The following is a 12,900-nucleotide window of genomic DNA, read 5'->3' as shown; positions in this document are numbered from 1 at the left end:
GAGAACCCCATGACCAGCAAAAGCAAAGAACTGCCCGCGAGCCTGACATTGCCTGCACCCCGCCGACTGAACGAAGCCTGGCAATTACGCCTCAAGGGTCTGGCGCTGCCGGTGCTGATCGTTCTGGTGCTGGAATTCGTCGTGCGTATCGGCTGGTTGCCGTCCTATCAGATGCCGGCCCCAAGTGAGATCGCGTTGACCCTCAGTGACCTGGCCGAGGGCGCATTGTGGAAACACATCAGCGCCAGTCTGTTGCGGGTGCTGCTCGGTTTCGCCATTGGCGCCAGCCTGGCCCTGGTGTTCGCCGCGTGGGTCGGTTTGAGCCGCGAAGCCGAAGCCTGGCTGGAACCGACGTTCGCCGGATTACGCTCGATTCCGAGCCTGGCCTGGGTGCCGCTGTTGTTGCTGTGGCTGGGCATCGACGAGACCTCGAAAATCGTCCTGATCGCCATCGGCGCATTCTTTCCGGTGTACCTCAACGGCGTCGCGGCGATCCGCGACATCGACCGCAAACTGGTGGAAGTCGGGCAAATGTACGGCTTCAGCCGGTGGCGCCTGATCCGGCGAATCCTGCTGCCCGCCGCCCTGCCCGGCCTGTTTACTGGACTGCGCAGCGGTATGAGCCTGGCCTGGATGTTTCTGGTGGCCGCTGAGCTGATCGCCGCCACCAAAGGCCTGGGCTATTTACTCAGTGACGGTCGCGAGACTTCCCGCCCGGACATCGTCCTCGCCGCGATCATCGTTTTGGCGCTGCTGGGAAAACTCAGCGACGGCATCCTCGCCGGCCTGGAGAAACGCTTCCTGGCCTGGCGCGACACTTTCAACGGCCAAAGCGCAGAGGATTGAGGCATGACCGACCACCTGCTGGACATTTGCGTCGAGCGCAAAACCTTCGCCGCCATTACGGTCCTCAAGAACGTCCATTTACAATTGCAGCCCAGGGAAACCGTCAGCCTGCTGGGTCCCAGCGGCTGCGGCAAAAGCACCTTGCTGCGGATCGTCGCCGGTCTGGAAAAGGACTTTCAAGGTGAGCTTCGCAACAACGCCGGGGAAGTCGCCTTTGTGTTTCAGGAACCCCGGCTGATGCCTTGGCTGACGGTTGAGCAAAACATCGGTTTCAGCGCCGACAGCCATTACGACAAGGCCTGGGTCGCGCAATTGATCGAAGAAGTCGGCCTCGGCGGTTTCGCTCAGGCGTTGCCGAAAGCCTTGTCCGGCGGCATGGCGCAACGGGTGGCGATCGCCCGCGGCCTCTACTCGCGGCCACAGGTTTTGTTACTCGATGAACCCTTCAGCGCAGTGGACGCTTTCACGCGAATGAAACTCCAGGACCTGCTGCTGCAACTGGCCGAGCGTCACGCCATCGCCTTGCTGCTGGTGACGCACGACGTCGATGAAGCGCTGTACCTCAGTGATCGCGTCTTGGTGATGGACAATCGCCCGAGCAGCATTCGCCAGGAACTGGCTGTGGAGCTGCCGCATCCTCGTGATCGGCGGCACCCGTTGCTCGCGCAATTGAAGGCGTTGTCGCTGACCGAGTTGCAGCGTGCCCATGTGATTTGAAGACTAAGCTGAACGCTCCAGCCAGCGCTTTCCAGCCAGAGGTCAGCCGATGTGCGGACGACTGTCGCAATACCGTGGCATTCACGACTTTGTCGCGGTGCTGAGCATCCCCGACGCGCTGATCAACCATGTCGGTGATGAACCCCTGGCCCGCTACAACGCCGCGCCCACCACTCAGCTCGCCCTGCTGCACCTTGAGCCTGACGGGTTGCACGCCGATTCGGTGCGCTGGGGATGGCGGCCGCACTGGGCGAAGGACCGGGCGCCGCCGATCAACGCCCGGGTCGAGAAAGTCGCTCATGGCCCGTTCTTCCGGCCGATCTGGCCGCACCGTGCGATCGTGCCGATCGACAACTGGTTCGAATGGGTGGATGCCGGCGACGCGACGCGGCAGCCGTGGCTGATTCGCCGACGGGATCGGGCGCCGATCTGCTGCGCGGCGATCGGCCAGTTTCCCTCTGGTGGGAATGAGCAAAAGGAAGGCGACGGTTTCGTCATCATCACGGCGGACAGCGCTGGCGGCATGCTCGACATACATGACCGGCGTCCGGTGGTGTTGTCTGCAGAACTGGCACATGAATGGCTGGACCCGGCCACGCCCAAAGAGCGTGCCGAGCAGATGGTGCTAATGCAGGGCGAAGTCAGCGAAGTGTTCGAGTGGTATAGGGTCGATAAGGCAGTGGGAAATGTCAGGAACCAGGGTGCAATGTTGATTAATGAGCTAATTTAAATTGGATCCATTCCCGCAACTAAGTAACCGAACGACCTAAACGTTACACCGACTGTTTCACCGCAGAAACACTTGCCGGCATTCGGCAAAACGACGTATTAACCGCTTGTCTGACAAATGAATCATCGTACATACATTTAGTAACGCTAAAGTTAGCATGCGCGCCGCATTTCCCCTGGCATTACTCAATTGACCAAAGAGTCAATAAACAAGGAAATCCCTAAATCTAACAAGCATTGCAGAGAACTAAGTTGCGCGACGATCTTGTAATTAATCAAGTCAGCGGTCTGGACTGCGTGTACCTGTCGCTGACAGAACGCTATCAACTTGACTGTTTTATCGGGCAATACATAAAGACCCGAAACCTGCGTTCCATCCCCAATATCAACGACATCCTGCGTTCAACCCTCGCAACCTATTCCGGCAAGCCGCCGGTGATGGTCAACGAACTGAATGCCTGGATCGACAAGACGTTGGGCTATCGGGCCTCCCACCCGGATTTTCCGTCACTGGACGATCTTTGAAGTGATGCGCGGATCAGATCACCAATAGCTGAACGATTCGTACATCGCTGCACTCTGAAGAAGAGACCCATTAGGGTCTCTTTCTTTTTCAGCCTTCTCAATTCTGGACAGCGCCTGCACCGCAGATCTCTCTGAATCTCCTATTCAACGACTGAGCCAATGCCTTGGCTGACCTCAGGAGGAATACATGAGCGAACTCGTTCCCTATGCCGTGCACTATCTGCTCGGCGGCGTTCGTCAGCACTTTTTCAAGCTGGCCGAACAGTTCTCCGATGTGGACGCGATTCGTTCAGCCTCGGCGCATGCGTTTCCGCAATCCGACCGAAAGATCGCCGCACACGCCTCCCCCGAAACGGCTCGCTTGAGTGCTCAACGATTGGGTATCACGCAGATACGCTGGAATGAGGCGATCTGACGGCCTCACCTGCCCCGTTTTCAATCAAGCACAGTACTTCAGGCACACCTGCTTTCGTGGCGAGGGAGCTTGCTCCCGCTGGGCTGCGTAGCGGCCCCAAGAATGTGGCTACTAATGCCGATTTTGTGAGTGCTTCGCACTCAAGCGGGAGCAAGCTCCCTCGCCACAGGTTTCTTGCTCGACTGAAGATCGTCTTGAGCTTGATAGCGGTGGGATATGCGGACCAGTCAGGGCTTCAGCGGCCGCTCTTGGTCACGATCTGACAGTTCTTTACCATCGTCGGGGTGCTTCCAGTCCGGCGTCGAGCGCCTTTGCCGCTCAAGCTCGTCTTCGCTGGGCTCATCCTCATCATCCAGACCAGGACGTTTTGGTTCATTGGCCATACTCACCTCGCTTCCTGAAGAAATCCCCTATAAGCGTAGAACAGTTTCCAAAGCGCGACTCAAAGCCACCAACGCAGCCAAAAGAAAAAACCCATGCTCAACAACATGCTGAGCAAAGTGTTGCGGGTGTACAGCACCAACCCCACGGCCACCAACGAACTGATCAGGTACGGGTTGTCCCACTGCAGATTCAGCTGTTTGTCCGGCATGAACACAATCGGTCCGCAGATCGCGGTCAACATCCCCGGCACGGCAAACCCGAGGAACTGCCGGGCATTGCTGCTCAAGCGCAGCGGCAGTCGAGGTTCAAGGAACACGTAGCGGTTCAGGAAGACGAGCACGCCCATCCCGAGAATCACAGCCCAGACCATCATGTGCGCCCCCCATGGAATTTGTTGCAGATGAAGCCGGCGGTCATGCCCGCCAACCCCGAGAGCACCAGCGCCGAGCCCCATTGCCAGTAGCTGAACAACACCGAACAAAACAGCGAAACCGCGACGCAGACCACTGTTGGGACGTTGCGCACCACCGGGGTGATCAGGGCAATGAAGGTCGCGGCGATGGAGAAGTCCAGCCCCAGGTGTTCGAGGCCAGGAATGCTGCTGCCCAGGACGATGCCGGCCAGTGTGAACAGATTCCAGGCGATGTAAAACGTCAGGCCCACGCCCAGGGCAAACCAGCGATTGAACTGCTGTTTGTCATGCTGGCTGGTCAGGGCGAACAGCTCGTCAGTGAGCAAAAAACCCAGCCCCACGCGCCAGCGGCCCGGCAGCGGTGAAATCACCGAGCGCATGCTCATCCCGTACAGCAAATGCTGGGAGGTCAGTAACAGCGTGGTCAGCAGAATCGAAAAGATCCCGGCGCCGCCCTTCAGCATGCCAATAGCGACCAATTGCGCGGCACCGGCAAACACGATGCTCGACAACCCTTGACCTTGCAGGGGCGTGAGATTGGCCTCAATGGCCATGGACCCGGCCAATAGCCCCCAAGGCGCAGTCGCCAGGGACAACGGCATGATCGCTACGGCGCCGCGAAGAAAGGCGTTGCGCGGCATGAGTGAGTTCGACATAACGCTCTACAACCAGGGGAAGACGCCACACTCTGCCAGCCGCGACGTTCAATGGCTTGAACAATCTTGCGCACTTGCGGGCAGCGCACGCCGAAGGGTTCTGAACCGCTGTAAATACAGAGAACCCGAGTACCATGGAGCCATTCGCCTAACGCGTCAGGGAGTCGACATGCTTTACCGGATCGCCGCCGATGGGCTGGTGCTGTTTCATTTGCTGTTCATTCTGTTCGTGCTGTTCGGCGGGCTGCTAGTGCTCAAATGGCGCCCGCTGATCTGGTGGCACCTGCCCGCCGCTGCGTGGGGCGTGAGCGTGGAAGTCTTCCACCTGATGTGTCCCCTGACTCAATGGGAAAACGTCATGCGCCAGGCCGCCGGGCAAACCGGTTACGGCGGTGGTTTCATCGAGCACTACGTGTGGCCGGTCATCTACCCCGCCGGCCTGACACCGGCGATTCAACTGGCGCTGGGCAGCGTGGTGCTGGCAATCAACGTCGTGGTCTATCTTCGGCTGATCAGGCGGTGGAAATTACGCCGGGCCGCCTGAAACACCCGCCGAGGATAGAAAATGCTGTCGATTGAAGACCTGACGTTGCTCGAAGCCATCCGCGAAACCGGCAGCCTGTCGCGGGCCGCCGCTCACTTGGGCAAAGCGCCTTCAACCGTGTCCTACGCCGCGCGGCAACTGGAGGAGCGCTTCGATGCGCTCCTATTCGATCGGCGTCGTTACCGTTTGCAGCTCACCCCCGCTGGCGAGTTGCTGGTGAACGAAGCGGCGCGACTGATGCAGGATGTCGCCCGGCTGACCCAACGGGTGCAACAAGTGGCCAATGGCTGGGAGAGTCGGCTGTGGATCGTCACCGACGAATTGCTCGAGTTCGAAGCCCTGATTCCGGTGATTCACGAGTTCGATGCGCTGGAGTCCGGCGTACCGCTGCGCATCACCCACGAAGTACTCAAAGGCGTATGGGAAGCCCTGCGCGAAGGCCGCGCGGACTTGATCATCGGCGCTACCAATGAGCCGCCGGCCATTCCCAGCCTGCGCTGGATGCAATTGGGGCAAATGGAATGGGTGTTCGCGGTCTCGCCCAAACACCCGCTGGCCAAGGCCAGGGAACCGATTTCACGGGCGATGGTGGCGCAGCACCGAGCGATTGTCGTGGCCGATTCATCCCGGGCCACGGAAGGCAGCACGTATGGAGTCTCCGGCGGCCAACCGGTCCTCGCGGTGCCGACCATGCGCGCGAAGATTCTCGCCCAGTGCGCTGGACTGGGCGTAGGCTGGTTGCCCCGGCATCGGGTCGGCGCGTTACTAAAAGACGGAACGCTGATGGAAAAACAGATGGCTGATCCGCGAGAGCCCAACATCCTGTACGCCGGCTGGCGCGGCGATCATGACGGCCGTGCGCTGGGCTGGTGGCTGGAAAAACTCAAGCAATCGTACCTGTCCACCCAATTGGTCCAGGGCAGTGACCGCTTCGTTTGAAGTCAGTTTGCGATGACGCTCATGTTGCGCCCACTGGCCTTGGCCACATACAACGCTTTGTCCGCAGCGCTGACCAGGTCGTCGGGCTGATCCTGCGAGGCCGGGTTGTAAGCGCAAACCCCCACGCTGACGGTCACCGTACCCTCCGCGCATTCGCTGTGTTCGATCCCGGCCTGCTGGACCGCACGACGAATTTTTTCGGCGACCAGAAACGCCCCCACATAGTCGGTGCCGGGCAGCACCACCGCGAACTCCTCGCCACCATAACGGGCGGCCAGATCGCCGGGGCGTTTGATGTTGTCCTTGATGATCGCGCTGATTTTGCGCAGACACTCATCACCCGCTACGTGCCCATAACGATCGTTGAAGCTCTTGAAGTGATCGACATCGATCATCAGCATGGCGAGGTGGGTCACCGTGCGCCGGGCCCGGCCCATTTCCGCGAGAATGAACAGATCGAACTGACGCCGGTTGGAGAGCCCGGTGAGTGCGTCTTCGAGCGCCAGCAATTCAAGGCTGCGGTTGACCTCGATGAGCTTTTCCTGGGCATCGAGCAACACGCTTTGAATGTGGTTCTGCTGCTTCATGAAGCGAATGAGGCGATAGCCGAGCCCTACCAGAAACACCAGCAGCAACAGCACGATGGCGGCACTGAGGATTGACTCCTCACGCCAGCCGGCCAGGACATCATCCTTGTCCAGCGCGGCAAAGATAATCAGCGGATAACCCTCGACCCGCCGAAACCCCACCACTCGCTCGACACCATCCACATAAGACTTGACGGTTGCCGTGCCGGAACTGCCCTTGGGCAACAGTTGCGTGAACAGCGGCCCCTTCGCGACGCTGGTGCCGACTTCTGCTTCGTTGAATGGCCGGCGAACGACGATGCTGGCGTCGTCGGCGATCAGGTTGATCACGCCGTTTTTGCCCATGTCGATGCTGTCGTACAGCCCGAGGAAATGGTTGAGGTAGATCGTTGCCAGCGCCACACCGGCGAAGCTGCCATCCGGATGATTGATCCTGCGTGACACGGTCATGATCCATTCGCTGGTCGAACGACTTTTGATCGACGGACCGATATGCGGGCCGCGGTCAGGATGATCGCGATGGTAAATGAAATATTCACGGTCGGAATTGTTCGCGCCGGGTATATCCGCACCGTTGGAATTGGCGATCCACCCCCCTTTTTCGTCAAATACGAACAAGCCATGGAGCTGAGTCAGCTCACTGCGCTGGGCGGCGAGCAAACGTCTGAATCTGGGCAACTGCGCCGGGGCCACGCCCTCGTTTTCGACGCGGTCCACCAAGGCAAACAGCAGCGTATCGGCTTGTTTGATCGACGACTGCGCTTGTGACGCCAAGGTCTGGGCGAGGTTGGACATCGTCACTGCTTTGTCATGCAAGTGGTACTGACGCGAGTTCCAGACTTCCCAGATCACAATGGCCGTCAAAGACAGGCACACGGCCACGAGCAAAACAACCGCGTAACGGACCCTGAGCCTGGACTCAATCTGCTCCGGCACCCAAGGCGCGGTGGGCCGGGTGTGTTCAATACGGTCGTTGATGGACGGGTGTCCCATGACGCTCCCTGAATCGTTATGACATGGCGAATTTTCCCGTTCGCCCTTTTAGCGCCATCCAGTCGTGTTTGACACTCGGACCGCTAGGCCCCACCAGAAACAAGATAGGCGATTCGCTCGCGTTCTGACGGGTTTGTGTGGGGGTGTCGAGGCCGCCCCACGGGATTTACTTCGGCGGCTGCTTCACCGCTTCAAGCCAGGCGGGATTCAACTGCGTCTGTTCGGTGTCGAGGCCCAGCGCTTCCATCCGCGCCTTGTGTTGCTCCATTTCCCGGCTCAATTGCCCATGGTCGCTGGAGTTGCCGTCCAATTCGTGCATCTGGCTCAAGCCCAGATGGTAGAAACGCAGCAACTTCATGGCCGTCGGATCACCCGTCTCCACCGCCGCTGTCACCTGATGCATCACATTGGTGATGCTCATCAGGTTGCGCTTGAGTTGCCAGCCGTACACCGCTGGCGCCATCCAGGCCTGAGACCAGAATGTGCCGCGCATCAGCGCCGCCATCAGCAGCACCGCGACAAACACGCCGCCAACATTAAATCGCAGGTTGTCGCCCCCTGGCTCGCCAAACAACGCCACCGCCGCGGTGGACAGCACCATCGCCAGCGCCAGGAATATCAGCGCAATAATGACCGTGCTGCGCCGCGTCTGCTTTCGAAAGAGTTCGGCGTTCATCGGCTGGATTTCGAACATCGTGACGGGGTTCCTTGCATCAATGGTAAAAGGATCGGTGAGCGAAAAGACTGCGGGGCATTATCGCCCCTGTGCAGGATTTAGCTATGCTGGGTGTCTCTTCATCTTTTCATCGTCACCTTGGAACATGGCGATACAGCGCAGTTCGTGCCATCTTCTTTCATGGATACACACTATTCGGATGCCATTCGCCTGTATGAACAGCATCGTTTTAAGGATCATTGAATGACCCAACGACAAGTAATCAACGCCTCCGTCAGCCCTAAAGGCAGCCTGGAAACCCTTTCTCAACGTGAAGTACAGCAACTGAGCGAAGCCGGATCCGGCAGCACTTACACCTTATTCCGCCAGTGCGCCCTGGCCATCCTCAACACCGGCGCCCACGTTGATAACGCCAAGACCATCCTCGAAGCCTACAAAGATTTCGAAATCCGCATCCACCAGCAGGACCGCGGTGTACGCCTTGAACTGCTGAATGCCCCGGCCGACGCCTTCGTCGACGGTGAAATGATCGCCAGCACCCGGGAAATGCTGTTCAGCGCCCTGCGTGACATCGTCTACACCGAAAACGAACTCGATGCCCAGCGCATCGACCTGAGCACGTCCCAAGGCATCAGCGACTACGTCTTCCACCTGCTGCGCAACGCGCGCACCCTGCGCCCGGGTGTCGAGCCGAAGATCGTGGTGTGCTGGGGCGGTCACTCGATCAACACCGAAGAATACAAATACACCAAGAAAGTCGGCCACGAACTGGGCCTGCGCAGCCTCGACATCTGCACCGGTTGCGGCCCTGGCGTGATGAAAGGCCCGATGAAAGGCGCGACCATCGCCCACGCCAAGCAACGCATCCACGGTGGCCGCTACCTCGGCTTGACCGAGCCCGGCATCATCGCCGCCGAAGCGCCTAACCCGATCGTCAACGAACTGGTGATCCTGCCGGACATCGAGAAACGCCTGGAAGCCTTCGTCCGCGTGGGCCACGGCATCATCATTTTCCCGGGCGGCGCCGGCACGGCCGAAGAGTTCCTGTACCTGCTCGGCATCCTGATGCACCCGGACAATGCCGGCCTGCCCTTCCCCGTGGTCCTCACCGGGCCGAAACATGCCGCGCCGTATCTAGAGCAACTGGACGCGTTTGTCGGCGCAACGCTGGGTGACGCCGCGAAACAACACTACGAGATCATCATCGACGACCCGGCAGAAGTCGCGCGCCAGATGACTCAAGGCCTCAAAGCGGTCAAACAGTTCCGCCGCGAGCGCAATGACGCGTTCCATTTCAACTGGCTGCTGAAAATCGACGAAGGCTTCCAGCGCCCGTTCGACCCGACCCACGAAAACATGGCCAACCTGAAACTCAGCCGTAACCTGCCACCTCACGAACTGGCAGCCAACCTGCGCCGCGCGTTCTCCGGCATCGTCGCCGGCAACGTCAAGGACAAGGGCATCCGCCTGATCGAAGAACACGGGCCTTACCAGATCCGTGGCGATGCAGCGGTCATGCATCCTCTGGATCAACTGCTCAAGGCCTTCGTTGCGCAGCACCGGATGAAACTGCCGGGTGGCGCGGCTTATGTTCCGTGTTATCAGGTGGTTGCATAACAAAGCTAATGTGAACCGTAACCTCGCGAGCCGGCCTTGTGGGAGCGAGGCTGCTCGCGATGAGGCTGGCACATCCAACATTGATGCTGCTTGATCGACCGCCATCGCGAGCAGGCTCGCTCCCACAGGTTGACGGGTACATCGGGGGTAAACCTGGTCAGCCCGAAGGCCGCCAAGGTCAACCGCCCTGATTGCCACACGCCGCAAACTTACTGTAATCCAGTACCTTCTGCGTACCACTCGAATCCAGATACGTCATCCGCGCATTCACAATTCCGCAATTCGCCCCGCCGTCTTCTACAGTAGAAATCACCTTCTTGATATCCAGCTGGGTACTGTGGGCCTGAGCATCCGCATGGGCCGAAAACGCTGCAACGTTCAGGACAGCAAAGAAGCCAGCGGCAACCCGTTTGTTCCAGTTCATGATGATGTCCTCTAAGTCGATGGGCAGTGGAGCGAGGCAAGTCGTCCTGTCTCGATGGAACCCATTTAATCGGCCTGAGGTATCCGCCATGTGTCCTAAAATCGGGACTATTAAGGCGTAAGGTGTCACACAAGGCACCCGATACAGTGAGATACAAAGGCCGGCATGCAGGCAGGCGCGGCGCGGCGCCCTAGAATGCGCGACATGCGAATAACAAGAGGGTTGAGCAATGGAACACGTGAACCACATCCTGATCGTCGATGACGATCGCGAGATCCGCGAACTGGTCGGTAATTACCTGAAAAAGAACGGCCTGCGCACCACGGTGGTCGCCGATGGCCGACAGATGCGCAGCTTTCTTGAAACCAACACCGTGGACCTGATCGTGCTCGACATCATGATGCCCGGTGATGACGGCCTGCTGCTGTGCCGCGAACTGCGCTCGGGCAAGCACAAAGCCACGCCGATCCTGATGCTCACCGCACGCAACGACGAAACCGACCGCATCCTCGGCCTGGAAATGGGCGCCGACGACTACCTGACCAAACCGTTCGCCGCCCGCGAATTGCTGGCGCGGATCAATGCCGTGCTGCGCCGTACCCGGATGCTGCCGCCCAACCTGCTCATCACCGAAAGCGGCCGGTTGCTGGGTTTCGGCCGCTGGCGCCTGGACACCACCGCCCGCCACTTGCTGGACGAAGACGACACGATGGTTGCACTCAGTGGCGCCGAATACCGCTTGCTCCGGGTATTCCTCGATCACCCGCAGCGAGTGCTCAGTCGCGACCAGTTGCTCAACCTTACGCAGGGCCGCGACGCCGACCTGTTCGACCGCTCCATCGACTTATTGGTCAGCCGTCTGCGCCAACGGCTGATGGATGATTCCAGGGAGTCGACCTACATCAAAACCGTACGCAGCGAAGGCTACGTGTTCTCCTACCCCGTGGAGTTGCTCGGCGCGCCGTGAAATGCTCCCTTTGATGACCATAGGGGTTTTTGTATCCGTCTGTATAAGAACCCCGATCCGATACGTAGATGCCGATTTCAGCGCGTTCAAACACACATCACCGATACACCCGAGCGTTTAACTGTGTTCACCGGATAGCAGCTGCTACCGCCCCACACACACTCAAGCGCTCGGAGAATCACCCATGTTCAACTTCTCGAAAGTCTCGTCCCTGGCACTCGGTCTGGCACTGGTTGGCGGCCTCGGTCTGTCGAACCTGGCATCGGCCAATACCGTCAACGTTGCGTCCCACAGCCAGATCCAGCAACTGTTGGTGGAAGGTGGCTCGGACCGGTTGCAACAGAATCGTGTGGCTGAAGGTGGTTCCGATCGCCTGATCGAGAACCGCGTCGCGGAAGGCGGCGCTGATCGTCTGCAAGAACAGCGCGAACGTGTCGCGTCGATCAGCCCGAAGAATGCCGTACAAGGGGGTGTGGTCGTCGCGGAGAATCGCCCTGAGTTCGGTTCGAAATATCAGCGCTACTGATCAAGCTCTACGAACCGGCAGAGATCAAATGTGGGAGCAGGCTCGCTCCCGCAGTTATTTAGTGTTTACAACGCCCCTAAATCCTCAAGTTTGACGAAATGGTCCGACAAATTCTCGGGACAGTTGAATGAGCGCGTACTAAGATTTGCACCTCATTCGATCAAGGACGATTCATGAAGCGCATTGCCGGTTGCCTGCTGTCTTTCCTGACATTCACTGCGGTGGCGGCCGATTTGAACCTGCTCACCGACAACCATCCGCCCCTGCATTTCCAGCAAGGCAACACAATGGTGGGGTTTGGTGTCGATGTGGTGCAGGCGCTGGCCGAAAGCGCCGGAGACCGGGTGCATCTCCAACAAGTCCCTTTGCTGCGCGCCTTGCGTGTCGCCACCACAGAGCCTGCCACTGGCGTATTTACTGTGTTGCGCACCGCCGAGCGCGATGGCCAATACCAGTGGGTCGGCCCGTTGATGGAAGTGGAAACGGCGCTCTATTCCGCCAACGGCACCCAACAACCGGTGCACAACTTGCAGGACGCCGGCAGCCTGGGGCGCATCGTCGTCCCGCGAAAATGGCTGGTTTACAGCTATTTGCAGAAACAGGGTTTGAACAATTTATACGGCGTGGAAACGCCCGAACAAATGATGCGCCTGGCGCGCCTGGGTCGTACCGAATTCGTGGTGGCGGACACCCTCTCCATCACCACCCTGGCGCGGGAAGAAGGCCTGGCGCCCAGTCAGTTGCATTATCAAATGCCACTGATGAAGCAAGGCACCTACATTGCGTTTTCCCCGCTCACCGATGCTCATCAGGTGGCGCGCTGGCAGCAGGCGCTGGATGAGATGAGACGCGACGGACGGCTCGAACAACTCAAGCAGCGTTGGCTCAGCGACACCACACCCCGCTGACAGTGGATCAACGCGCTCGATATCAACTATGCGCA

The 12,900-nt window shown here is 59.2% G+C and carries 17 protein-coding genes; 11 read left to right on the top strand and 6 right to left on the bottom strand.

The window, feature by feature from the left end; translation table 11 throughout:
* Nucleotides 1–9 precede the first annotated feature (9 nt).
* The 5 genes from ACA051_RS13665 (at nt 10) to ACA051_RS13645 (ending at nt 3,232) form a co-directional block, all read left to right on the top strand.
* The gene (locus ACA051_RS13665) at nt 10–846 is read left to right on the top strand and encodes an ABC transporter permease (protein ID WP_497375232.1); all 837 of its coding nucleotides are present in this window, start codon (nt 10–12) and stop codon (nt 844–846) included.
* 3 nt (nt 847–849) lie between these two features.
* Nucleotides 850–1,563 carry an ABC transporter ATP-binding protein gene (locus tag ACA051_RS13660; protein ID WP_497375230.1) on the top strand — a complete coding sequence of 238 codons (714 nt, stop codon included), beginning with the start codon at nt 850–852 and terminating at the stop codon, nt 1,561–1,563.
* 49 nt (nt 1,564–1,612) lie between these two features.
* Nucleotides 1,613–2,293 (top strand): SOS response-associated peptidase, encoded by a 681-nt coding sequence (locus ACA051_RS13655; protein ID WP_497375228.1) that lies wholly within the window; start codon nt 1,613–1,615, stop codon nt 2,291–2,293.
* 251 nt (nt 2,294–2,544) lie between these two features.
* A complete protein-coding gene (locus ACA051_RS13650) occupies nt 2,545–2,817 on the top strand; it encodes a hypothetical protein (RefSeq protein ID WP_497310278.1) in 273 nt (90 codons plus the stop codon).
* Nucleotides 2,818–3,004: 187 nt separating this feature from the next.
* A complete protein-coding gene (locus ACA051_RS13645) occupies nt 3,005–3,232 on the top strand; it encodes a DUF6555 family protein (protein ID WP_497310277.1) in 228 nt (75 codons plus the stop codon).
* A gap of 227 nt (nt 3,233–3,459) precedes the next feature.
* On the opposite strand, the gene ACA051_RS13640 is transcribed toward ACA051_RS13645, so the two are convergent.
* Genes ACA051_RS13640 through ACA051_RS13630 form a run of 3 tightly spaced genes read right to left on the bottom strand, consistent with a single transcriptional unit; the run spans nt 3,460 to nt 4,684 of the window.
* Complete coding sequence (locus ACA051_RS13640) at nt 3,460–3,615, bottom strand: hypothetical protein (RefSeq protein ID WP_497375226.1); 156 nt, start codon at nt 3,613–3,615, stop codon at nt 3,460–3,462.
* Between the two features lie 59 nt (nt 3,616–3,674).
* Nucleotides 3,675–3,986, bottom strand: coding sequence for an AzlD domain-containing protein (locus tag ACA051_RS13635; RefSeq protein WP_497310591.1), 312 nt, complete (start codon nt 3,984–3,986; stop codon nt 3,675–3,677).
* Nucleotides 3,986–4,684: an AzlC family ABC transporter permease gene (locus tag ACA051_RS13630; RefSeq protein ID WP_497310275.1), complete on the bottom strand. Its 699-nt coding sequence runs from the start codon at nt 4,682–4,684 to the stop codon at nt 3,986–3,988. Before ACA051_RS13630 ends, ACA051_RS13635 begins: the two co-directional genes overlap by 1 nt.
* A gap of 169 nt (nt 4,685–4,853) precedes the next feature.
* On the opposite strand from ACA051_RS13630, the gene ACA051_RS13625 reads away from it, so the two are divergent.
* Nucleotides 4,854–5,228, top strand: coding sequence for a DUF2784 domain-containing protein (locus ACA051_RS13625; RefSeq protein WP_497310274.1), 375 nt, complete (start codon nt 4,854–4,856; stop codon nt 5,226–5,228).
* A gap of 21 nt (nt 5,229–5,249) precedes the next feature.
* Complete coding sequence (locus tag ACA051_RS13620) at nt 5,250–6,167, top strand: LysR family transcriptional regulator (protein ID WP_497310273.1); 918 nt, start codon at nt 5,250–5,252, stop codon at nt 6,165–6,167.
* A gap of 2 nt (nt 6,168–6,169) precedes the next feature.
* On the opposite strand, the gene ACA051_RS13615 is transcribed toward ACA051_RS13620, so the two are convergent.
* Together ACA051_RS13615 and ACA051_RS13610 are read right to left on the bottom strand one after the other, a co-directional pair.
* Nucleotides 6,170–7,747 carry a sensor domain-containing diguanylate cyclase gene (locus ACA051_RS13615; protein WP_497375224.1) on the bottom strand — a complete coding sequence of 526 codons (1,578 nt, stop codon included), beginning with the start codon at nt 7,745–7,747 and terminating at the stop codon, nt 6,170–6,172.
* A 166-nt stretch (nt 7,748–7,913) separates the two neighbouring features.
* Nucleotides 7,914–8,441 (bottom strand): DUF3087 domain-containing protein, encoded by a 528-nt coding sequence (locus tag ACA051_RS13610; protein WP_497375222.1) that lies wholly within the window; start codon nt 8,439–8,441, stop codon nt 7,914–7,916.
* Nucleotides 8,442–8,666: 225 nt separating this feature from the next.
* Between ACA051_RS13610 and ppnN the strand changes: the two genes are divergently transcribed.
* A complete protein-coding gene (gene ppnN, locus ACA051_RS13605) occupies nt 8,667–10,040 on the top strand; it encodes a nucleotide 5'-monophosphate nucleosidase PpnN (RefSeq protein WP_497375220.1) in 1,374 nt (457 codons plus the stop codon).
* 178 nt (nt 10,041–10,218) lie between these two features.
* On the opposite strand, the gene ACA051_RS13600 is transcribed toward ppnN, so the two are convergent.
* Nucleotides 10,219–10,464 carry a DUF2790 domain-containing protein gene (locus ACA051_RS13600; RefSeq protein WP_497310269.1) on the bottom strand — a complete coding sequence of 82 codons (246 nt, stop codon included), beginning with the start codon at nt 10,462–10,464 and terminating at the stop codon, nt 10,219–10,221.
* Between the two features lie 229 nt (nt 10,465–10,693).
* Between ACA051_RS13600 and ACA051_RS13595 the strand changes: the two genes are divergently transcribed.
* From ACA051_RS13595 to ACA051_RS13585, 3 genes are all read left to right on the top strand, one after another.
* Nucleotides 10,694–11,431, top strand: a complete 738-nt coding sequence (locus ACA051_RS13595; protein WP_497375218.1) for a response regulator — start codon at nt 10,694–10,696, stop codon at nt 11,429–11,431.
* Between the two features lie 184 nt (nt 11,432–11,615).
* The gene (locus tag ACA051_RS13590; RefSeq protein WP_497310267.1) at nt 11,616–11,957 is read left to right on the top strand and encodes a hypothetical protein; all 342 of its coding nucleotides are present in this window, start codon (nt 11,616–11,618) and stop codon (nt 11,955–11,957) included.
* A 173-nt stretch (nt 11,958–12,130) separates the two neighbouring features.
* Complete coding sequence (locus ACA051_RS13585) at nt 12,131–12,865, top strand: substrate-binding periplasmic protein (RefSeq protein ID WP_497375216.1); 735 nt, start codon at nt 12,131–12,133, stop codon at nt 12,863–12,865.
* The last annotated feature ends 35 nt before the right edge of the window (nt 12,866–12,900 follow it).

This window comes from Pseudomonas sp. LBUM1669 (assembly GCF_059695705.1).
The sequence above is the reverse complement of the archived record's forward strand: the minus strand, read 5'-3'. Positions and strand labels throughout refer to the sequence as shown.

What these genes read in the sequence shown, in the direction of transcription:
- ACA051_RS13665 (WP_497375232.1), top strand. Translation starts at nt 10, where the DNA reads ATGACCAGCAAAAGCAAAGAACTGCCCGCGAGCCTGACATTGCCTGCA.
- ACA051_RS13660 (WP_497375230.1), top strand. Translation starts at nt 850, where the DNA reads ATGACCGACCACCTGCTGGACATTTGCGTCGAGCGCAAAACCTTCGCC.
- ACA051_RS13655 (WP_497375228.1), top strand. Translation starts at nt 1,613, where the DNA reads ATGTGCGGACGACTGTCGCAATACCGTGGCATTCACGACTTTGTCGCG.
- ACA051_RS13645 (WP_497310277.1), top strand. Translation starts at nt 3,005, where the DNA reads ATGAGCGAACTCGTTCCCTATGCCGTGCACTATCTGCTCGGCGGCGTT.
- ACA051_RS13640 (WP_497375226.1), bottom strand. Translation starts at nt 3,615, where the DNA reads ATGGCCAATGAACCAAAACGTCCTGGTCTGGATGATGAGGATGAGCCC.
- ACA051_RS13635 (WP_497310591.1), bottom strand. Translation starts at nt 3,986, where the DNA reads ATGGTCTGGGCTGTGATTCTCGGGATGGGCGTGCTCGTCTTCCTGAAC.
- ACA051_RS13630 (WP_497310275.1), bottom strand. Translation starts at nt 4,684, where the DNA reads ATGTCGAACTCACTCATGCCGCGCAACGCCTTTCTTCGCGGCGCCGTA.
- ACA051_RS13625 (WP_497310274.1), top strand. Translation starts at nt 4,854, where the DNA reads ATGCTTTACCGGATCGCCGCCGATGGGCTGGTGCTGTTTCATTTGCTG.
- ACA051_RS13620 (WP_497310273.1), top strand. Translation starts at nt 5,250, where the DNA reads ATGCTGTCGATTGAAGACCTGACGTTGCTCGAAGCCATCCGCGAAACC.
- ACA051_RS13615 (WP_497375224.1), bottom strand. Translation starts at nt 7,747, where the DNA reads ATGGGACACCCGTCCATCAACGACCGTATTGAACACACCCGGCCCACC.
- ACA051_RS13610 (WP_497375222.1), bottom strand. Translation starts at nt 8,441, where the DNA reads ATGTTCGAAATCCAGCCGATGAACGCCGAACTCTTTCGAAAGCAGACG.
- ppnN (WP_497375220.1), top strand. Translation starts at nt 8,667, where the DNA reads ATGACCCAACGACAAGTAATCAACGCCTCCGTCAGCCCTAAAGGCAGC.
- ACA051_RS13600 (WP_497310269.1), bottom strand. Translation starts at nt 10,464, where the DNA reads ATGAACTGGAACAAACGGGTTGCCGCTGGCTTCTTTGCTGTCCTGAAC.
- ACA051_RS13595 (WP_497375218.1), top strand. Translation starts at nt 10,694, where the DNA reads ATGGAACACGTGAACCACATCCTGATCGTCGATGACGATCGCGAGATC.
- ACA051_RS13590 (WP_497310267.1), top strand. Translation starts at nt 11,616, where the DNA reads ATGTTCAACTTCTCGAAAGTCTCGTCCCTGGCACTCGGTCTGGCACTG.
- ACA051_RS13585 (WP_497375216.1), top strand. Translation starts at nt 12,131, where the DNA reads ATGAAGCGCATTGCCGGTTGCCTGCTGTCTTTCCTGACATTCACTGCG.